Genomic DNA, 20841 nt, shown 5'->3' on the forward strand with positions numbered 1-20841 from the left:
CCCGTCGACAGACCGACCCCTGCGAGTGGCCGTGGTGGGCGCGGGCCCGGCGGGCATCTACGCCGCCGACGCACTGACCCGGCAGGACGCCGTCCCCGTCGCCGTCGACCTGATCGACCGGCTGCCGACCCCCTTCGGCCTGGTCCGGCACGGCATCGCGCCCGACCACCCGAAGATGCGGGCCATCCGCGACACGCTGCACCGCAGCCTGGACGATCCGCTGGTCCGGTTCGTGGGCAATGTCGACGTCGGGACCGACATCTCGCTGGACGAGCTCCGCCGGCACGTCGACGCGGTCATCTACACCTACGGCGCATCGGTCGACCGGCAGCTCGGCATCGAGGGCGAGGAGCTGCCCGGCAGCCTGGCGGCGACGGACCTGGTCGCCTGGTACACCGGTCACCCCGACGCCGACCGGGAACGCGTGGAAGCGGCCCTGGCCGGGGTGCGCTCGGCCGTGGTCATCGGGGTCGGCAACGTCGCGCTCGACGTGGGCCGGGTCCTCGCCCGAACGGCACCCGAGCTCGAGCCGACGGACATGCCCCAGCACGTCCTCGACGTGCTCGCCGCGATGCCCGTCGAGGAGGTCACCATCCTCGGCCGCCGCGGTCCGGCGCAGGCCGCCTTCACGACGCAGGAGCTGCGCGAGCTCGACGGGCTGGAGGGCGCCACGGTGCTGGTCGACGCGGCGGATCTGGTCCTCGATCCGGAGGCGGAGGAGCGCGCGTCGACCGACCGGAACGTCTCCCGCAACCTCGCCGTGATGCGGGGCTGGGTCGACCACGTCCCCACGCCGGGCCGCACGCAGCTGCGGCTGCGGTTCTTCGGCCGCCCGGTGCGGCTGCTCGGTGAGGACCGGGTGACCGGCGTCGAGGTCGAGCGCACCGCGGTGGACGGCGACGGCCGCGTCATGGGCACCGGGGAGCTGTCGGTCATCCCGGCCGACCTGGTCGTCCGCTCGGTCGGGTACCGGGGCCTCCCGCTTCCGGGACTGCCGGTGGACGAGCGCTCGGGCACCGTGCCGAACGAGGACGGGAGGGTGCTGCGCGAGGGCCGCGTCTCGCCGGGCGAGTACGCCGCCGGCTGGATCAAGCGCGGACCCAGCGGCGTCGTCGGCACCAACAAGCACGACGCCCGGGAGACCGTGGCCAGGCTGCTCGCCGACGCCGCCGACGGGACGCTGCGGACCCACGGGCCGGTCGACGACCTGGTCGACGAGCTCGTCCGGCGCGGCGCCCGGCCGGTGCTGCTCGACGACTGGCGGGCCATCGACGCCGCCGAGATCGCGCTCGGGGCCACCCGCGGACGGGCCCGCACGACGCTGCACGAGCGCGAGTCGCTGCTGGCCGCCGTCCGGGCGGCCGCCGCCGGCTGATCAGACCGGCTGGCCGCCGAGCGCCGTCAGCAGCTCCCGAGCCGCCCCCTCGTCCGGAGCCGCGACGAAGCGGATCCTGGTGGCGGTGTCCGGCCGGAGCCGCAGGGGATCGCCGTCCGGCGTGAGCGCGACCCCGCCCGCTGCCAGGAGCACCGCGAGCCCACCGGCGACGTCGTGCACGTAGGTGCCCCCGCGGTCGACGTCGTGCCAGGCGGCGGCCGCTCCGTCGGCGACGAGGCAGAGGTCGAGGGCCGTGCAGCCGGTGACCCGGATCCGGCGGGCGGTCGTGGGCACGACGACGGTCCGCCCGCCGGGCGCGCTCGGCACGACGACGGTGCTGCCCGGACGCGGCCGCACGGGGACGCCGTCCCGCCAGGCGCCGTCGCCCTCGGCGGCCGCCCACCGCCGCCCGGAGGAGAGGTCGGCGACGAGCCCGGCCACCGGGCGGCCGGCCACGACCAGTGCGGCGGAGAACGCCCAGGGCGGCAGGCCCGCGGAGAAGTTCCCCGTGCCGTCGAGCGGGTCGAGGACGATCCACGGCTCACCGTCGTCCACGGGCGTGTCCCGGCGCTCCTCGCTCAGCAGGGTTACACCCAGCTCGCCGAGCACCTCGGCGGCCGCGGCGTGCGCCGCCTCGTCGGCGGCGACCACCGGGCTGCCGTTGCTCTTCGTCCGCTCCCGGCCGGCGTCGCGGGCGAGCGCGACGGCCACCTCCACGCGAGTGGCCGCGAGCGCGGCCAGCCGGCGGAACCGCGCGACGAGCGATGCACCCGCCACCGACCGCACCGGCACCGTCCGTCCGGTGGAGGAGTGGCAGACGCGGTCGCACCCCCAGTCCGCGGCGGTGGCCTGCACCGCCGGGTGCTCGAGGTGCACGCCCGTGCGGTGCAGGACCACGGCCTCCGCGGTGCCGTCGCCGGCCCACTGGCGGCGCAGCAGCACGGCACTGCCGGCCCCGTCGACGAGCAGCCGGCTCATCGGCTCGACGAGGGCCGGGGCGAGCGCGGCCACGGGCAGGCTCAGGCGCTCGCCCGCGTCGGCCAGCTCGACGGTTGAGACGGCCGGGCGCAGGTCGGGCTCAGCCACTGTTCCGCAGCGCGGTGGCGATGCCGTTGATCGTCAGATGGATGTTCCGGCTGGTCAGCTCGTCGTCCTCACCGTTGCGCCGGCGGCGGAGCATCTCGACCTGCAGGTGGTGCAGTGGCTCCAGGTAGGGGAAGCGGTTGCGGATCGAGCGGGCCAGCGACGGGTTGTCGGCCAGCAGCACGTCGTCCCCGGTGATCGCCAGCAGCATCCGGCAGGTGCGTTCGTGCTCGGCGGTGATCTGGTCGAACACCCGGGCACGCAGCTGCTCGTCGGGGACCAGCTCGGCGTATCGGGCGGCCAGGTCCAGGTCGGTCTTGGCCAGCACCATGCCCATGTTCGACAGCACCGTGCGGAGGAACGGCCAGGTGCGGTGCAGCTCCCGCAGGCGAGCCAGCTTGGCGTCGTCCTCGCCGACCCACGACTCGAGCGCGGATCCCGTGCCGTACCAGCCGGGCAGCATGATCCGCGCCTGCGACCAGCTGAACACCCACGGGATGGCCCGCAGGTCGGCGATGGAGTCGCCCTTCTTGCGCGACGGCGGACGGCTGCCGATGTTCAGCTCGGCCAGCTCGCTGATCGGCGTCGCGGCCCGGAACCACTCGACGAATCCAGGCGTGTCGTGCACCAGCGCCCGGTAGGCCTGTTGCGCCCGGCCGGCGAGATCGTCGAGCAGCTCGTAGGCGGGTTCGGCGTCGGCGCCGAGGCCCTCGATGTCGAGCAGCGTCGACTCGAGAGTGGCCGCGACCAGCGCCTCGAGGTTGCGCCGGGCGAGGTCGGGGTCGGCGTACTTGGCCGCGATGACCTCGCCCTGCTCGGTGATCCGCAGCGCGCCGGCGACCGCCCCGGGCGGCTGGGCCCGGATCGCCTCGTAGCTCGGCCCGCCGCCGCGGCCGACCGTGCCGCCGCGGCCGTGGAACAGCCGCAGCCGGATGCCCTCGGACCGGGCGACCTCGACCAGGTCCAGTTCCGCCCGGTACAGCGCCCAGTTGGCCGCGAGGTAGCCGCCGTCCTTGTTGCTGTCGGAGTAGCCGAGCATGACCTCCTGGACGTCCCCGCGGGAGGCGACCAGTGAGCGGTACAGCGGCTGCCCGAGGACGGCGGTCATCGTGGCGCCGGCCGACTGCAGGTCGCCGATGGTCTCGAACAGCGGCGAGATGCCCACCGGGCACGTCGGCCCGCCCTCGCCGCCGGGGTCGAGGAGCCCGACCTCCTTGAGCAGGACGGCGACCTCGAGGACGTCGCTCACCGACTCGCACATGCTGATCACGTAGTTCGGGATCGTCCGCGGGCCGAGCAGCGCGATCTGCTCGGCGGCCGCCAGGACGACGTCCAGCTCGCCGCGGACGGTCTCGGACAGCTCGGCGTCGGGTCGCACCAGCGGACGCCGCATGGTCAGCTCCCGGGCCAGCAGCTCGACCCGCGCCTCCTCGTCGAGGGCCGCGTAGTCGTCGCACACGCCGGCCCAGGCGAGCAGCTCGGTCAGCACCTCCTCGTGCACCGACGAGTTCTGCCGCATGTCCAGCCCGCACAGGTGGAAGCCGAAGACCTCGACGGCCTCGCGGAGGCGCAGCAGCCGGTCGTCGGCGAGCGGTCCGGCGCCGTGGGTGCGCAGCGAGGCGTCGATGACGTCGAGGTCGGCGCGCAGCTCGTCGGGCCGGTCGTAGGGCGGCAGGGCCGTCTCGGGCGCGGGGCCGGGGACCCGGCCGCACACCCGGCGGGCAGTCGCGGCGAGCCGGGCGGAGATCCCGTTGATCGCCCGCCGGTAGGGCTCGTCGGCCCGGAACGGGGAGTCGTCCCGCGACGCCTCGGCGAGGTGGTACAGCTGCGGCGTCGGCGTGACCAGCCGGTCGGACATCGACAGCTCGTCGCGCAGCGCGGCCAGCTCGGCGAGGTGGTGGCCGATGGCGGTCTCGGCCTGCCGCGTGGTGGCCCGGCGCAGGGCCTCGGCGGTGACGAACGGGTTGCCGTCGCGGTCGCCGCCGATCCACGAGCCGGGAAGGAGCATCGGCCGGCGCAGCAGACCGGCGTCCGGCCACCGCTCCTCCAGGGCCCGGCGCAGCTCGGCGTTGATCGCGGGGACGACCTCGAACAGGGAGAGGTCGTAGTAGCGCAGCGCCTCGTCGATCTCGTCCTGCAGGCGCAGGCGGCGCAGCCGCAGCAGCGCCGTCTGCCAGAGCGTCAGCACCGAGCGCCACAGCTGAGCCGACCACTGGGCTTCGTCGACCTCGCCGCTGGCCGCGCGGTCGCGTTGCCGGATCAGGTCGGCGATGTGCCGCTGCACCTGGGAGATGGTGCGGCGGCGCACCTCGGTGGGGTGCGCGGTGACGACGGGGCAGACCAGCGCGCCCGCCAGCTCGCGAGCGACGGTGTCGGCGTCGAGATCGGCCTCGTCGAGCAGGGCGATGGTCGCCGCCAGGCTGCCGGCCTGCGGTGGCGAGCCCTCGCGTCGGTGGAAGCGCCGCCGTCGCTCGTGGTGGATGTCCTCGGCGAGGTTCGCCAGCACCGAGAAGTGGCTGAACGCGCGGATGACGTGATTGGCCGACCGCACGTCCAGCCCCGACAGTCGCTTGGCCAGCTCGGCGCGGTCCACCTCCGACCGGCGGATCTTGAACGCCTCCACCCGGGTGGACTCGACCAGGTCGAGCACGTCCTGACCGGCCTGCGTGCCGATCACCTCGCCGAGGACACGGCCCAGCAGGCGGATGTCGTCGCGGAGGGGGGCTTCGTCGGCGCGGTCGCTACCGCCGGAGGACCCGGAGGAGCGGAGGTCGGCGACGTCCACGGTGGCTTCGGACACACCGCGAGTATCCGGGCCGCATGTGACGGCCTCATGTCGGGCCCGAGATCTGCACACTCGTGGCCATCAGCGTCTAATGGCCACGAGTGTGCAGATCTCGCGGGGGCTTCAGCCGTGCTCGAGTTCCCGGAGGGCGGCGGCGGCGAGCTGGTCGCCGGCGGCGGCGCCGAGCCGGAACTGCTCGACCGCGCCCTCGAAGTCGCCGCGCTCGGCCAGCAGGACGGCGAGGTTGTGGTGGCAGTAGGCCTCACCGGCGGCGATCCCGCCGCGGTAGGCCTCCTCCGCGGCCTCGTCGTCCCCCATCTCGTCGGCGTAGAAGTTGCCGAGCGGCAGCCAGGCCACCGCCTCGCCGAGCTTGGCGCCCTTCTCGAGGACGAAACGGGCCTCCGCGGGCCGCCCGGTCTCGCGCAGCAGGTGGGCGAGGTCGGCGCGGGCAGCCGGGAAGTAGTCGGCGCCGATGCGGAGGTCGGCCTCGAGCGACGGGTCGAGGGTGGCGCACCACCGCCAGCAGGCGACGACCGCGGCGGCCTCCTGGTCGCCCATCGCGGCGATCTCGACGGCGACGTCCATCGCGGCGGACCGCTCGCCCTGCTCGCGGAGCAGAAAGGCCAGCTGCAGCCCGCCCTCGAGATCGCCGGCGTCGACGGCACCCCGGTAGGCGCGCATCGCGCCGGCCAGGTCGCCGAGCTCCTCGAGCACCTTGCCCAGGTTGCGCCAGGCGTCGGCCTCTCCGCCGGCCACCGCGACCTCGTAGGCCTCGACGGCCTCCGGGAGTCGCTGCTGCGCGACCAGCGCGTTGCCGAGGTTGAACCAGCCGACCGTGTCGCCGAGCTCGGCGGCCCGGCGGAAGCACCACTCGGCGTCCACGTGGCGGCCCTCGTCGGCGAGGTCGCAGCCGAGGTCGATCAGGGCGTAGACGTCGTCGGACCCCTGGAGCGCATGCAGGCGCGCGTCGAGGTCCGAGGTCATGCCGACGATCTTCGCGGCCGGATCGCGCCGCCGCGTCTCCCGTCCGGGTGACCTCACCCCAAGGGTGTACAGGTCGGCTCAGCCCCCGAACGCCTCGCGCCAGGCCGGCAGGAGCGTCCGCTCGCTCCACTCGATGAACGGATGCTGCTGGTCGCCGCCGATCTGGACCAGCGCGAGGTGCGTGAAGCCCGCGTCGGCGTACTCCCGGGCTGCCTCGATGACCGCGTCGACGTCGTCCCCGCAGGGGATGCTCTCGGCGACGTCGTCCTCGCGGACGAACTGGCTGGCCGCGTCGAACGCCGACGTCCCGGGCAGCTCGGCGTTGACCTTCCAGCCCAGACCGAACCAGCGGAACTGCTCGTGCGCCCGCTTGGTCGCGGCGGTCCGGTCGGGATCGAAGCTGATCGGCATCTGGCCGACCCGCGGCTTGCCGGTACCGCCGGCGGCGTCGAACAGCTCGCCCAGCTCGCTCCGGGGTTCGACGGCGATCATGGCGTCGGCCAGTTCGCCGGCGATCTCGCAGGACTGCTTGCCCGAGACGGCGAGGCCGATGGGCACGCGCGTGTCGGGGAGGTCCCACAGCTTGGCCGACTCGACGTCGAAGTGCTCGCCGCGGAAGTTGGTGTAGCCGTCCCCGTCGAACAGGTCCCGGATGATGTGCAGCGCCTCGACGAGCATCTCGTGCCGGACGTCGGCCGGCGGCCAGCCGCCGCCGACGACGTGCTCGTTGAGGTTCTCCCCCGCGCCCAGGCCGAGAGTGAACCGGCCGTCGGCCAGGATCTGCAGCGTGGCGGCCTGCTGCGCCACGACCGCCGGGTGGTACCGGAAGCTCGGGCAGGTCACGTAGGTCATCAGCCCGATGCGGCTGGTGGCCTGCGCGGCAGCACCGAGGGTCACCCAGGCGTTCGGCGAGTGGCCCTGCTCGTCGAGCCACGGCGAGAAGTGGTCGCTGCTCACCGCGAAGTCGAAGCCGGCCCGCTCGGCCGCCGTCACGTACGCGACGAGCTCCTTCGGCCCGGCCTGCTCGGTCATCATCGTGTAGCCCAGCTGCATGCCCATGCGGCCCGGCTACCCGAGGTGCCTTGCGCGCAACCGGTCCCGCCGGTCCCTCAGACGCGCTCGCTCCTGAGTGCCTCCCGCAGCTTGGTCTTGCCACCGGTGCGCAGCAGTGCGCCGGCGTAGACCCGCCCACCCAGCCGGACCACCAGCGCGATCGCCACGAGCATGAGGACGACGGCGAGCCCGACCTCCCACAGCGCGACGTCCCCCGCCGCCTGCCGGACCGGCATCACCAGCGGGGACAGCCCCGGGACGTAGGAGGTCACGACCGCCAGGGGCCCGTCCGGTTCGGCCGCGCCCTGGATCCCGACCACGAACGCGGCGACCAGAACCAGCGTCGTCGGCATGAGCACCGTGCCGAGGTCCTCCTGCCGGCTGACCAAGGAGCCGGCGACGGCGAAGACCGCCGCGTACAGCGCGTAGGCCAGCACGAACCAGAGGACGACGGAGATCGCGGTGCTGACCAGCTCGCCGGGGATGGCGATGATGTCGAAGGCGAGGGCACCGGCCACGCCGACGACGGCGATCAGCAGGATCTGGGCGAACCCGAGCACTCCCAGGCCGAGGATCTTGCCGGCCAGCAGCTGCCAGGGCTTCATCGTGGCGAGCAGGAGCTCGACCACGCGGCTGGCCTTCTCCTCGACCACCCCCTGGGCGACGAACTGGCCGAAGAGGATGAGCAGGCTGTAGAGCACCGCGGTGCCGACGATCGCGACGACCACCCGCTGACCGTCGGCGTCGGAACCGGGGTCGAGGGCCCGCACGGCGACCTCGGGGACGTCGAGGGACGCCAGGCCGGCCGCCCGCAGCTGTTCGGCGAGCGACAGCTGGGCGACGGCCCCCTGGACGACCCCCTGCAGCTGTCCCCCGGCCGACTGCTCCACGAGGAGCTCCGGGTCGCCCTCGCCGGCCACCAGGACGCCGTCGACGTCGCCGTCCTCGATCGCCGTCCGGCCGGCGTCCTCGTCGGCGAACTCGACCACGGTGACGTCCACGTCGAGCGCCTCGCCCTGTGCCACCAATGCCTGCGGCAGCTCGGCGGATCCCCCGATGACGCCGATCCGGCTCTCGTCACCGCCGGAGTTCATCGCGACCTGGAAGCCGAGGAGTCCGACGAGGACGAGGATGATCACCACCGAGCTGATGATGAAGTTCTTGTCGCGGACCCGGGCGGAGATCTCCCGGGCGGCGACGAGGCGGACGAAGGCGGCGGCGCTGAGACTGCGCGGCTCGCTCATGCGGCCACCTCCGCCGCGGTCGGGACCGCCACCGCCTCGCGGAACAGCTCGACCAGGGTCGGCTGCTGCCACGCGAAGTGGGTGACCCGCGAGCTGCGCAGCGCGGCGGCGAGGACCGCCTGGTCGTCAGCCCCCGGACCGAGTTCCAGCAGCGTGTCGCCGTTGCGCTCGGAGACCACGCGGACGTCCGGCACGCCGTCGGTCCACCCGTGCCCCGCATCGGGGACGACGACGCGCAGCAGCCGGCCCGCCTCGCGCTCGCGGAGCTCGGTGACCGTGCCCGTGGCGACCATGCGGCCGCGGGCGAGGATGCCGACGGAATCGCAGAGCCGTTCCACCAGGTCCAGCTGGTGGCTCGAGAACACGACCGGCACGCCGCCGCGGCACTGGTCGAGCAGCGCCTCGGCGAGGGAATCGACGCCGATCGGGTCGAGGCCGGAGAACGGCTCGTCGAGGATCAGCACCTCGGGGCGGCTGACCAGCGCGGCGGCCAGCTGCACCCGTTGCTGGTTGCCGAGTGACAGCTTCTCGACCTGGTCGCCACGGCGCTCCCCCAGGCCGAGCCGCGCCACCCACTCGTCGGACGCGCGGCGGGCGGCGCCCGCGTCGAGGCCGTGCAACCGGGCGAAGTAGGCGACCTGCTCGCCGACCTTCATCTTCGGGTACAGGCCGCGTTCCTCCGGCATGTACCCGATCCGACGTCGGACGTCCTGGTCGAGCGCCTTGCCCCGCCAGCGCACCTCGCCGGCATCGGCGCGCGCCAGGCCCATGGCGATGCGCATGGTCGTCGTCTTGCCGGCGCCGTTGGAGCCGCAGAACCCGAACATCGATCCGGGCTGCACGGCGAAGCTGACGCCGTCCAGCACGTGGTTGCTACCGAAGCGCTTGTGCAGCCCGTCGAACTCGAGCAAGCGGTCCTCCCGTCATCGGTTGCTGCGGCCGACCGTAACGATCGCGGGTGACGAGATCCGGGACGCCGCGTGTATCTCCAGGTGGCCGCCCGCCCTCCACCGAACGGCTGGCGGGATCAACCGCGAGGAGGACACCGGCTCATCCGCACGACGGTTCCCGAGCGGATCGGAGCGGCGTTTCACTGCCAGCCACGGTTCCCCGGACACGGGGTGGGCCGGGACTTCGACGGAGGAGGTGACCGTGGTGCAGAGGATCCGCGCAGGTCGGCAGCACACCGAAGGACGGCCTTCCTCTCGGTTCCGGCGGCTGGCGACGCTCCTGATCGCCGGCCTGACCGGCGCGGGCGGCACGCTGGTGTCGGCGCCCCCGGCTGCGGCGGAGGCCGTGGCCGGCGGCGGGTTCTCGGTCAACGCCGGCACCGCGACTGCCTCGTTCACGGCGCACGGCTCCGGCGGGGCGGTGGCGAGTGGCCACCTCGGGACGAGCACCGTGGCCCCGGAGACCAGCACGATCACGCTGGGCGCCGCCGTGACGCGGATCAACTGGGACACCCTGGACCTCGCACCCGAGGACACGCTCAACTTCGTCTTCGGCACCCCCGCCGACGTCGTCCTCCTGGAGGTCAACGGGCCGTCGGTGGCGACCGTGGCCGGTCAGCTGAACGGCTACCTGGGGACGGTCGGCGGCACCCGAGGCGGCAACGTGTGGATCTCCGCTCCTGGCGGGGTGGCCTTCGCATCGACGGCCCAGGTGGACGTCGGCGGGCTGCTGGCGACCAGCGGGCTCATCAACGGGGCCGACTTCTTCGGCGGCGACGAGCGGTTCACGGTCAACGACGCCCACACCTCGGCTGCGATCCAGGTGGCAGGCGGCGCACGGATCACGGGCCACGGCAGCGTCGTCGCGCTCGTGGCCCAGTCGGTCATCACCGCGAGCGGAGCGCAGGTCGGCGGGGAGCCGCTGGCCTCTGACAGCCCCGAGGTGCTGTACGGCTCGGCCGCGGACTACACGGTCTCCTTCGATTCCTCCGCCGGTGCGCCGAGCCTGCTCGCATTCACGGTCCCTCATGGCGACGGTGCGTCCACCGGCGCCGGTCTGCAGCTCTTCGGCACCACCACCGCCGAGGACGTCTTCCTCGCCTCGACGTCGGCGACCCCTCTGTCCGCGGCGCTCGCCGGCCCCGTGAACGTGAACGGCGTCCCCGCCAGTGGCGACGGTGACCTGGTGCTCGCTGCCGGGACCGGCTTCGCCCGGACCACGCCCGCGGGGCGGATGCTGCCGGTTCCCGTCGTGAACGGCCCCGCACGGGACCTCACGTTGGCGGGGCTCCCGCTGCCGCCCGGGGACATCGGAGCGTTCGCCTCCGGCAACCTGACCAACCAGGGTGCAGTGACGTCCGGGGACGGGGATGCGCTGCTCGCCGCCCTGGGACATCTGACCCTGGGACCGACGTCCACGATCGACGGGCGCACGGTCGCGTTGTCGACGGGCGGCGACTTCGTGAACGACGGTGGCACCGCGGCGATCGACGACGCCGTGAACTGGGTCGTCTACGCCGCGCACCCCGACGACATCGTCACCGGCGGACTCGACAGCGGGCACACCGCGCTCTGGGCATCCGACCTCTACAGCTCCCCGCCCGACGTCGTGACGACCGACCGCTACGTGTTCGCCTTCCAGCCCACGGTCACCGTCACCGCCGACAGCCACAACAAGGTGTTCGACGACCACGAGACGACGACGTTGACCTGGCGGACGAATGACTACGCGCACCCCGGGGTCCCGGGGCTGTTCGAGGCGGACACGGCCCCCGTGTGGTCAGGCACGCCGACCCTCACGTCCCCCGGCTCCGGCCCGACCGCGAGAGAGGGCACCTACCCGGTCACGATGACCCGCGGCGGCCTCACCAGCCCACTGCGCTACGGCTTCACCCTCGTCGACGGATCCATCACGGTGGACGACGACAGCCCACCGGCCATCGGGGTCGCCGTGTCCGGGCCCGCCGGCTCGAACGGCTGGTACACGGGCGACGTCGCCGTCGACTGGACGATCACCGAGGAGGGCTCGGACCTCACCGCCGTCGACGGCTGCACCGACCTCGTGATGAGCACCGACCAGGTCGCCTCGGTGACGTGCGCGGCCGCGAGTGGCGGCGGCCCGGCCACCCGCACCGTCGAGGTGAAGCGCGACGCAGCTGCGCCCACGCTGACGATCGGCGGTTCCGTCAGCGGGCAGCCGTACGCGTCCGGCACCTGGACCAACGGGGACGTCGACGTCGTGTTCACCTGTGCCGCTGGCGTCTCCGGCGTGGACACGATGCCCACGAACGACACGGCCACCACGACGACGTCCTACACCGAGACCTGCACGGACCGAGCAGGCAACACCAGCGATCCGGCGACCTTCCAGGTCAACATCGACAGGACACCCCCGAGGATCGACACGATCACGGCGTCCACGAGTGCCGGAGGCTACACGGCCGGATCCTGGACGAACGTCCCGGTGACCGTCAGTTGGACCTGCGCCGACACCGGCGGCTCCGGGATCTCGTCGGCGCCGACGTCCGAGCAACGGACGACGACGGGCAGCGTCACCCCCCGCTGCTCGGACAACGCGGGCAACGTCACCGAGGGCGCGCCGTTCCAGGTGAACATCGACACGGTGGCGCCGGTGCTCGCCGGGGTCCCGGCCGACCGCACCGTGGCCACCACCGGGACGTCGGCCGTCGTCACCTGGACGAACCCGACGGCCACGGACAACGAGAACACCGCGTCACCCGTCGTCTGCGGCCCGCTCTCGGGTTCCGTCTTCCCCGTCGGCACCACGGAGGTCACCTGCCAGTCGACCGACGCGGCGGGCAACACCGGCTCTGCGTCCTTCACCGTGACGGTGGTCCGCCAGGTCCTCGGCGCCACCTTCGACCGCCCGGTCGACGGCCCGGTGATGAACGTCGCCAAGCTGGGGCGCGTCATCCCGGTCAAGGCGTCGCTGACCGTCGACGGGGCGGCCGTGGTCGGGAGCTCGACGGTCCCGGTGTACCTGCAGACGAGCCGGATCTCGTGCACCTTCACCGGGAGCGAGGACACGGTGGAGAGCTACGCCGCGGGCGGCTCGAACAGCGGCAACCTGTTCCGGTGGGACGCCGGCGCCGCCCGGTGGATCTACAACCTCGACACCAGCTCGCTGGGCCGGGGCGCCGGGTCCTGCTACCGGATCTCCGTGTTCTACGGCGGCACGGTCGTGAACGGGAACGCCACGGGAGGGGCGCCGGCGGGCTCCTTCTTCCTGCAGACGAAGAAGTAGCGGACGCTCCGGCGCTGCGGTCGAATCGCGCCATGAGCCAGGAGAACCGGCCGGCCGAGCCACCCCGCGGCGTCGGGCTCGACGGGCTGCGTGCGGCGGCCGCAGGGTGCACGGCGTGCGAGCTGTGGGAGCCGGCGACGCAGACGGTGTTCGGCGAGGGCCCCGAGACCGCGCGGATCGTGTTCGTCGGTGAGCAGCCCGGGGACCAGGAGGACCGCAAGGGTGAGCCGTTCGTCGGCCCGGCCGGCCGGCTGCTCGACAAGGCGCTCGCCGATGCCGGCATCGAGCGCCGCGACGCCTACATCACCAACGCGGTGAAGCACTTCCGCTTCACCGTCAAGGGCAAGCGGCGCATCCACCAGACGCCGGGGCCCGAGCACATGCGGGCCTGCCGGCCGTGGCTGGAGTCCGAGTTCGAGGTGCTCAAGCCCGAGGTCGTGGTGTGCCTGGGGGCGACCGCGGCCAAGGCGCTCATCTCGCCGTCGTTCCGGATCACCAAGGACCGCGGACAGCTCATCCCCTGGACGCCGCCCGGCCTCGAGGCAGCGACACCCGGCGGCGACGAGGCCGACGACGACGACGAGCCCGACGAGGGTGCACCCGCGCAGACGTGGATGCTCGCCACCACACACCCGTCGGCGATCCTGCGCACTCCGGACGAGGCGCGCGACGCCGCCTACGACGCGCTGGTCGCCGACCTGCGGGTCGTCGCGCACGCCCTCGCCTGAACGGCTGAAATCCGCCCCCCGGCTGGCCCCGACCCGTACCGACCGGCCCCGGCCGGTGTGACCATCAGTGGCCCGGGGACCCCGGCCGGTCCTCGCCACTCTCGGGGGCGGGCGAGCCCGGCCGGGGCTCCCCTGCCGCCAGCGCCGGCCGCGACGCCCGGAAGAACCAGAACGACGGGACGACGACGGCCACCACGATCATCGCGACCACGACGACGATCCCGCCCGACACCATCGCGACGCTGACCGACGCCGCGCTGGCCATCGCCCCGGCGCGCAGGTCGCCCAGTCGCGGACCACCGGCGACCACCACGATGAAGACACCCTGCATCCGGCCGCGCATGTCGTCGGGGGCGGCCAGTTGCAGCATCGACGAGCGGAGCACCGCGCTCACCATGTCACCGGCCCCCGCCACCGCCAGGCACAGGACGGCCACCCACAGGGCGGGCGCCAGGCCGAACCCCATGATCGCCACACCCCACACGACGATCGCCGCCAGGACGACGGCCCCCTGCCGGTCCACCCGGGACACCCATCCCGAACCCAGCCCCATCAGCAGCGCGCCGATCGAGATGCCCGCGAACAGCCAGCCCAGGCTGTTGGGCGACTCGGCGAACCGGTCTGCGACAGCTCCGGGAACACCGCCTGCGGCCAGGCGAACATCATCGCGATGATGTCGACGACGAACGTCATGAGCAGGACCGGCTGCGTCCGCAGGAAGGTGAAGCCCTCGCCGACGCCGCGCACGGCCGACCGCAGGCGGAGCGGGCCGGAGACCCCCTCCGGCGGCAGGGACGGCAGCCCGCGCAGCAGGACCGCTGCGACGAGGAAGCCCACGGCGTCGATTGCATAAGTCAGGAACAGCTGGTCGAGGCCGATCAGGACGCCGGCCAGCAGCGGCCCGACGATCACGCCGGCCTGCCGAACCGTCATGGCGAGCGCGTTGGCCGCCGGCACGCCCGCGGAGCCCACGATCGCCGGGATGACCGCGCTGCGCGCCGGCTGGCTGACCGCCGCGAACCCCGACACGAAGGCCGTCAGCACCCACAGCAGGGCGAGGTTGCCGCCACCGGGCAGCAGCGCCTGCAGCGCCAGCAGCAACGCGGTCCCCGCTGCCCCGTAGGACGTGATGAGCATCAGCCGGCGGCGGTCCATCGCGTCGGCGATGGCACCGCCGAGCAGCCCGAAGACGATCAACGGCAGCAGGGCGATGACCGAGGTGACACCGACCAGCGCCGAGGACCGGGTGAGGGCGTAGACCTGGAACGGGACCGCGACCAGCGTCATCTGCTGGCCGAGCATCGTGGCGGCCACACCCCAGAACAGCCGCCGGTAGTGCGGATTGCGCAGCGGGGTCGTGTCGATCGCCCATCCCCGGCGGCGCGGGAGCGGTACCGGCTCCTCGACCGCCTTGCCCCCCTCGACCGGATCGACCGGCGAGGTCATGGGGCGAGGCGCTGCACGATCCAGCCACCGCCCTCCTCGTCGTCCCTCACGAACCGCAGCCGGTCGTGCAGCCGGTCCCGGCCGCCCTGCCAGAACTCCACCCGCTCCGGGACGACCCGGTAGCCACCCCAGACCGCCGGCCGGGGCACCGGCCCCTCCGGGGTCTGCTCGTCGAGCAGCCGCACTCGCTCGGCCAGCTCCTCGTGCGAGTCGACAACCGTCGACTGCACCGACGCGACCGCGGCCAGCTGCGAACCGCGCGGGCGGGGGTCCCAGAGGCCGTCCGACGCCGCGTCCCCGATCCGCTCGACGCGGCCGGTCACGCGAACCTGACGCTGCATCGCGTGCCAGGGGAAGACCAGCGCCGCCCGCGGGTTGGCGGCCAGCTGCGCTCCCTTCGCCGAGGCGTAGCTGGTGCCGAAGATGAACCCCGCCTCGTCGTACCCCTTCATCAGCACGATCCGGGCATCGGGTGCCCCGTCGGCGTCGGCGGTCGCCACGACGACCGCGTTCGGCTCGGGCAGCTCGGCGGCGACGGCGTCGGCGAACCAGCGGTCGAACTGCTCGACCCAGGTCGGCGCGAGGTCCTGCTCGAGGAGTCGGCCTGCGGTGTAGTCCCTGCGCATGCGGGAGAGGTCGGGCACGCCGCCATGCTGGCACCCGCCGCCGACGCGGGCTCGGGAAGGCGCCCGCCGCGGGCCCCCGTGTGCTCGGGCGTGTCCGCACCGCCTAGGGTCGACGAGCAATCGCGTGCGCCCCAGCCCGGACGTGCGCGGGTCCGCGCGCAGAGGAGCTTGCGAGATGGCCGACGACTTCGTACCCGGCCTGGAAGGCATCATCGCCTTCGAGACCGAGATCGCCGAACCGGACAAGGACGGCGGCGCCCTCCGTTACCGCGGCGTCGACATCGAGGACCTCGTCGGCAAGGTCACCTTCGGCAACGTGTGGGCCCTGCTCGTCGACGGCAAGTTCGGCCCCGGGCTGCCCCCGGCCGAGCCGTTCCCGATCCCTGTCCACACCGGCGACGTCCGCGTCGACGTGCAGGCCGCCCTCGCCATGCTCACCCCGATCTGGGGCTACCAGCCGCTGCTCGACATCAGCGCCGAGGAGGCTCGCGAGGAGCTCGCCCGCGCGGCGGTCATGGCGCTGTCCTACGTCGCCCAGTCCGCGCGCGGCATCGGCATCCCCGCCGTGCCGCAGCGCCGGGTCGACGAGGCCAAGACGATCGTCGAGCGCTTCATGGTCCGCTGGCGCGGCGAGCCCGACCCCCGCCACGTCGCCGCCGTCGACGCCTACTGGACGTCGGCCGCCGAGCACGGCATGAACGCCTCCACGTTCACCGCGCGCGTCATCGCCTCCACCGGCGCCGACGTCGCCGCCTCGCTGTCCGGCGCCATCGGCGCCATGTCCGGCCCGCTGCACGGCGGCGCCCCCTCGCGCGTGCTGCACATGCTCGACGAGGTGGAGAAGTCCGGCGACGCCGAGAAGTACGTGAAGGACCTGCTGGACCGCAAGGAACGGCTGATGGGCTTCGGCCACCGCGTCTACCGCGCCGAGGACCCCCGTGCCCGCGTGCTCCGGCGCGCTGCCGAAGAGCTGGGCGCCCCGCGGTTCGAGTCCGCCCTCGCCCTGGAGAACGCCGCCCTCAAGGAGCTGCGCGAGCGCCGTCCCGACCGACCGGTCGAGACCAACGTGGAGTTCTGGGCGGCGATCGTCCTCGACTTCGCCGAGGTGCCCAGCCACATGTTCACCTCGATGTTCACCTGCGCCCGCACCGCCGGCTGGTGCGCGCACATCCTCGAGCAGAAGAACACCGGCCGCCTCGTCCGGCCCTCGGCCCGCTACATCGGTCCCGAGCCCCGCAAGCCCGAGGAGGTCGAGGGCTGGGACACCATCCAGACCACGTCCACGACCCTGTAGAAGGACCCCGCTGCCCCCCACCACTCGCAGGCTCGCGGCGGGGCCCTGCAGCGGGGCCGCCGTCCAGCTGTAACCGAGTACCGAGAGGCACGCCCGGATGAACATCACCATCCCCGCAGAGCTCCTGCCCGCCGACGGCCGCTTCGGGTGCGGTCCGTCCAAGGTGCGGCCGGAGGCCCTGCGGGCCCTGGCCGGTGACGGTGCCGCGATCATGGGCACCTCCCACCGCCAGGCGCCGGTCAAGAACCTCGTGCGGCAGATCCGCGAAGGGCTCACCCAGCTCTTCGACCTGCCCGCCGGCTACGAGGTCGTCCTCGGCAACGGGGGACGACGGCATTCTGGGACGCCGCCACGATCGGCCTCATCCGCTCGCGGAGCGCCCATGGCACCTACGGCGAGTTCTCCGCGAAGTTCGCCTCCGCGGTGGCCGAGGCCCCCTTCCTCGACGACCCGGTGATCGCCAAGGCGGAGCCCGGCTCGCTGGCGATCCCGGCTGGCCAGCCCGGGGTCGACGCCTACGCATGGGCGCACAACGAGACCTCCACCGGAGTCATGGCGCCGATCACCCGGCCCAGTGGTGACGACGACGCGCTCGTCCTCATCGACGCCACCAGCGGCGCCGGCGGCCTGCCCGTCGACATCGCGCAGACCGACGTCTACTACTTCGCCCCGCAGAAGAGCTTCGCCGCCGACGGCGGGCTCTGGATCGCGGTCATGTCCGGCGACGCCCTCGCCCGGGTCGCCGAGATCAAGGCGTCGGGTCGCTGGATCCCCGGATTCCTGGACCTGTCGATCGCCGTCGACAACTCCAGCAAGGACCAGACCTACAACACCCCGGCCGTGGCCACGCTGTTCCTCCTGGCCGACCAGATCCAGTGGCTGCTCGGCCTCGGCGGCCTGTCCGGTGCGGTCGCCCGCAGCACCGAGTCGTCGAACCGGCTCTACGGCTGGGCGGAGAGATCGGAGTACGCGACGCCGTTCGTCGCCGACCCCGCCCATCGCTCGCTGGTGGTCGGCACCATCGACTTCGCCGACACTGTGGACGCCGCGGCGCTGGCCAAGACGCTCCGGGCCAACGGCGTCGTGGACGTCGAGCCGTACCGCAAGCTGGGTCGCAACCAGCTGCGGGTGGGCATGTTCCCGGCGGTCGACCCCGATGACGTGTCGGCCCTGACCGCCTGCATCGACCACGTGGTCGAGCGCCTCTAGGACGGCGATCCGGCCTGCGCGCTCCCAGGTGGCGCAGGTAGGTTCCCCAAGCGCGTGCCCGTGGCCGGGTGTTCCGCCCGCCCATCGGACGCAGCGCCGACCCGGTGGCGGCACGCAGTTCCCGGCTGGAGGTGAGCGTGGTCCCCGATTCCCCGTCGGGACCTCGTGGGGGCGACCTGTTCGCCGCCGGCGGGGAGTGCGGTCGGCTCATGGCCGAGTTCGCGTGGGAGAGCACGTCGGTGGGCCCGATCGAGTCGTGGCCCGACAGTCTGCGCTTCGCCGTCCGGACCGTGCTGATGTCGCGATTCCCGACCATCGTGCTCTGGGGACCGGACCTCCTCCAGTTCTACAACGACGCCTACGCCCCGGTGATCGGCGCGAAGCACCCCGCGATCGGCAAGGACATCCGGCGTACCCAGCCGGAGACCTGGGACGCCCTGCAGCCACCGATCGAGCACGCGATGCGAACGCTGGAGGCGTCGTGGATGCCTGGGCTGCTGCTGCAGCTCGAGCGCCACGGCTATCGGGAGGAGACGTACTTCACCGTCTCCCACGCTCCCGCGTTCGACGACGACGGCCGCGTCGCGGGCATCCACGCGATCTGCACCGAGGTGACCGGTGAGCTCGTCGCTGCCCGCCGACAACGTCTGCTCCACGCGCTCGCGACCGCCGGCGGCCGGCTCGGCGACGAGCACCAGACCGTCGCGGACATGTGCCGCGCGCTGGCCGGTGACTCCGTCGACGTCCCGTTCGCGGCGGTCTACCTGGCGGAGCCCGGCGATCGCCGGTACCGGCGGGTCGCGGCTGTGGGTGTCGACGCCGACCGGCTCCCGGAGCTGGCGCTGCCCGAGGACCTACCGACGGAGGTCACCGACCTCGGCGTCACGAGCGCGCTGTTCGGCGACCCGGTGACGAGTGCGGTCCTGTTGCCGCTGGCACCCTCCCGCGACGCGGAGCCGCTGGGACTGCTCCTCGCCGGGAGGAGTCCCAACCGGTCACTGGACGCGGAGTACCGCTCGTTCTACGAGCTCGTGGCCGGTCAGTTCGCCGGCGCTGTCGCCAACATCCGGGCCTTCGAGACCGAACGGCTGCGCGCCGAGTCGCTCGCCGAGCTCGACCGTGCGAAGACGACGTTCTTCTCCGACGTCAGCCACGAGCTGCGCACGCCGCTGACCCTGTTGCTCGGCCCGATCGGCGACGTCCTGGAGGACGCCGGCAACCCCCTCCCCGACGAGGTGCGGGAGCAGCTGACGCTGGCGATGCGCAACGGGCAGCGCCTGCAGCGGCTGGTCAACGACCTGCTGGACTTCGCCAGCATCGAGGCCGGCCGGGCCAGTCCCGTCCGCGTCGAGACCGACGTCGCGACCTTCACCGCGGAGCTGGCCGGCATCTTCCGCGCGGCGACCGAGCGGGCCGGGCTCCGGCTGACCGTGGACTGCCCGCCGCTGGGCCGCCCCGCCTACGTCGACCCCCGGATGTGGGAGAAGGTGGTCGTCAACCTGCTGGCCAATGCGGTGAAGTACACCTTCGTCGGAGGCATCGACGTCTCCCTGCGCACCGACCACGACCGTTTCGTGCTCACCGTCTCCGACACCGGGGTCGGCATCGTCGCCGAAGAGCTCCCCCAGCTGTTCCAGCGATTCCACCGGGTCGCCGGCGCCACCGCGCGCACCCGGGAGGGCACGGGGCTGGGCCTCGCGCTGGTGCACGAGCTGGCGGCGCTGCACGGCGGGTCCGTGTCGGTGGCCAGCGAGCCCGGAACCGGCAGCACCTTCACCGTGACGCTGCCCTTCGGTGTCCCCGACGCGGTCGACGACCTCGGCGGCGCCGCCCACCCGTCGGACGCCGCCCGGGGCGAGGCGGCGAGCTGGGAGGAGGACACCTCCCGGCCGGGCGAGGACGCCGAGACCGGATGCGTCCTCGTCGTCGACGACAACGCCGACATGCGCGCCTACCTGACCCGCCTGCTGCGCCCGTACTGGTCGGTGCGGACCACCGCCAACGGCGAGGAGGCACTGGCCGCCGTCGCGGAGCAGCCGCCCGACATCGTCCTGACCGACGTGATGATGCCGCGGGTCGACGGCTTCGAACTGCTGCGCGCGCTCCGCGGCGACCCCGCGACCGCCCACGTCCCCGTCATCATGCTGACCGCCCGCGCCGGGCAGGAGGCGTCGGTCGAGGGGCTGGAGGCCGGGGCCGACGACTACCTCGCCAAGCCGTTCCGCGCCGCCGAGCTGCTGGCCCGGGTGCGCGCCGTCCTGGAGCGGACGGCCGGCCGGCGGGCGGCGGCCGCCGCCGAGGTCGCCCCCGCGGCCCCGGTGCCCGACCCGGTGCCCCCGCCGGATCCCGCCACCGTCGTCGCCGGCCCACCGGCGCCCCGCCGGCCCCGGGAGCCGCGATCGGGCGACGACCGGCCCCAGGCGGAGTGGCGGCTGCCGTCCCAGGTCACCTCGATCCCGGTGCTCCGCCGGCGCCTGCGCGGCTGGCTGACCGACGCCGGGCTGCACGAGGACCAGGCCTACGACCTCCTGCTGGCGGCCTGCGAGGCCGCCACCAACGCCGTCGAGCACGCCCAGGAGCCGACCGAGCCGTTCGTGGTCGTCAGCGCGTCGCTCTCCGGCGCCGACGTGCGCATCTCGGTGCGCGACTTCGGGCAGTGGCGCGAGCGGGTGCCGTCGATGGACCGCGGCCGAGGCTCCACGCTGATGAGCGCGACCGGAGAGGTCACCGCGATCCCCAGTCCCGAGGGGACCACGGTGGTCATCACCTCCCGGGTGCGCGTCCCGGGCGGCTGATCCG

Annotated in this window: 16 protein-coding genes; 7 read left to right on the plus strand and 9 right to left on the minus strand. The window is 73.4% G+C overall.

Annotated elements, in window-relative coordinates; genetic code table 11:
• Positions 1-31: 31 nt before the first annotated feature.
• Positions 32-1375 (plus strand): NADP oxidoreductase, encoded by a 1344-nt coding sequence (locus MVA48_RS12285; protein ID WP_246980724.1) that lies wholly within the window; start codon positions 32-34, stop codon positions 1373-1375.
• Here MVA48_RS12285 and MVA48_RS12290 read toward each other — a convergent pair whose 3' ends face one another.
• From MVA48_RS12290 to MVA48_RS12315, 6 genes are all read right to left on the minus strand, one after another.
• Positions 1376-2461 carry an inositol monophosphatase family protein gene (locus tag MVA48_RS12290; protein ID WP_246980726.1) on the minus strand — a complete coding sequence of 362 codons (1086 nt, stop codon included), beginning with the start codon at positions 2459-2461 and terminating at the stop codon, positions 1376-1378.
• On the minus strand, positions 2454-5258 hold the full coding sequence (ppc, locus tag MVA48_RS12295; protein ID WP_246980728.1) for a phosphoenolpyruvate carboxylase: 2805 nt from the start codon (positions 5256-5258) through the stop codon (positions 2454-2456). The genes MVA48_RS12290 and ppc overlap by 8 nt, the downstream gene beginning before the upstream one ends.
• A gap of 108 nt (positions 5259-5366) precedes the next feature.
• Complete coding sequence (locus MVA48_RS12300; protein WP_246980730.1) at positions 5367-6284, minus strand: tetratricopeptide repeat protein; 918 nt, start codon at positions 6282-6284, stop codon at positions 5367-5369.
• A gap of 21 nt (positions 6285-6305) precedes the next feature.
• Positions 6306-7286 (minus strand): LLM class F420-dependent oxidoreductase, encoded by a 981-nt coding sequence (locus MVA48_RS12305; protein ID WP_246980732.1) that lies wholly within the window; start codon positions 7284-7286, stop codon positions 6306-6308.
• Positions 7287-7336: 50 nt separating this feature from the next.
• Entirely contained in the window at positions 7337-8524 is a 1188-nt protein-coding gene (locus tag MVA48_RS12310) for an ABC transporter permease (RefSeq protein WP_246980734.1), read from the minus strand.
• Positions 8521-9435 carry an ABC transporter ATP-binding protein gene (locus MVA48_RS12315; RefSeq protein WP_246980736.1) on the minus strand — a complete coding sequence of 305 codons (915 nt, stop codon included), beginning with the start codon at positions 9433-9435 and terminating at the stop codon, positions 8521-8523. Before MVA48_RS12315 ends, MVA48_RS12310 begins: the two co-directional genes overlap by 4 nt.
• Before the next feature lie 241 nt (positions 9436-9676).
• Between MVA48_RS12315 and MVA48_RS12320 the strand changes: the two genes are divergently transcribed.
• Positions 9677-12739 carry an HYR domain-containing protein gene (locus MVA48_RS12320; RefSeq protein WP_246980738.1) on the plus strand — a complete coding sequence of 1021 codons (3063 nt, stop codon included), beginning with the start codon at positions 9677-9679 and terminating at the stop codon, positions 12737-12739.
• A gap of 32 nt (positions 12740-12771) precedes the next feature.
• Positions 12772-13467 (plus strand): UdgX family uracil-DNA binding protein, encoded by a 696-nt coding sequence (locus MVA48_RS12325; RefSeq protein WP_246980740.1) that lies wholly within the window; start codon positions 12772-12774, stop codon positions 13465-13467.
• 64 nt (positions 13468-13531) lie between these two features.
• On the opposite strand, the gene MVA48_RS12330 is transcribed toward MVA48_RS12325, so the two are convergent.
• The 3 genes from MVA48_RS12330 to pdxH are packed head-to-tail and all read right to left on the minus strand — an operon-like array spanning position 13532 to position 15557.
• Complete coding sequence (locus tag MVA48_RS12330; RefSeq protein WP_246989207.1) at positions 13532-14122, minus strand: MFS transporter; 591 nt, start codon at positions 14120-14122, stop codon at positions 13532-13534.
• Positions 14020-14913, minus strand: coding sequence for an MFS transporter (locus tag MVA48_RS12335; protein WP_246980742.1), 894 nt, complete (start codon positions 14911-14913; stop codon positions 14020-14022). The genes MVA48_RS12330 and MVA48_RS12335 overlap by 103 nt, the downstream gene beginning before the upstream one ends.
• Positions 14910-15557, minus strand: a complete 648-nt coding sequence (gene pdxH, locus MVA48_RS12340; RefSeq protein ID WP_246980744.1) for a pyridoxamine 5'-phosphate oxidase — start codon at positions 15555-15557, stop codon at positions 14910-14912. Before pdxH ends, MVA48_RS12335 begins: the two co-directional genes overlap by 4 nt.
• Before the next feature lie 157 nt (positions 15558-15714).
• Between pdxH and MVA48_RS12345 the strand changes: the two genes are divergently transcribed.
• The 4 genes from MVA48_RS12345 (at position 15715) to MVA48_RS12360 (ending at position 20837) form a co-directional block, all read left to right on the plus strand.
• Positions 15715-16833, plus strand: a complete 1119-nt coding sequence (locus MVA48_RS12345) for a citrate synthase 2 (RefSeq protein ID WP_246980745.1) — start codon at positions 15715-15717, stop codon at positions 16831-16833.
• Positions 16834-16930: 97 nt separating this feature from the next.
• Positions 16931-17290 carry a hypothetical protein gene (locus MVA48_RS12350; RefSeq protein ID WP_246980747.1) on the plus strand — a complete coding sequence of 120 codons (360 nt, stop codon included), beginning with the start codon at positions 16931-16933 and terminating at the stop codon, positions 17288-17290.
• Positions 17197-18042: a phosphoserine transaminase gene (gene serC / locus MVA48_RS12355; protein WP_246989209.1), complete on the plus strand. Its 846-nt coding sequence runs from the start codon at positions 17197-17199 to the stop codon at positions 18040-18042. The genes MVA48_RS12350 and serC overlap by 94 nt, the downstream gene beginning before the upstream one ends.
• Before the next feature lie 68 nt (positions 18043-18110).
• Positions 18111-20837, plus strand: a complete 2727-nt coding sequence (locus tag MVA48_RS12360; protein ID WP_246980749.1) for an ATP-binding protein — start codon at positions 18111-18113, stop codon at positions 20835-20837.
• The last annotated feature ends 4 nt before the right edge of the window (positions 20838-20841 follow it).

The organism is Blastococcus sp. PRF04-17 (assembly GCF_023016265.1).
Classification (GTDB): Bacteria; Actinomycetota; Actinomycetes; order Mycobacteriales; family Geodermatophilaceae; genus Blastococcus_B.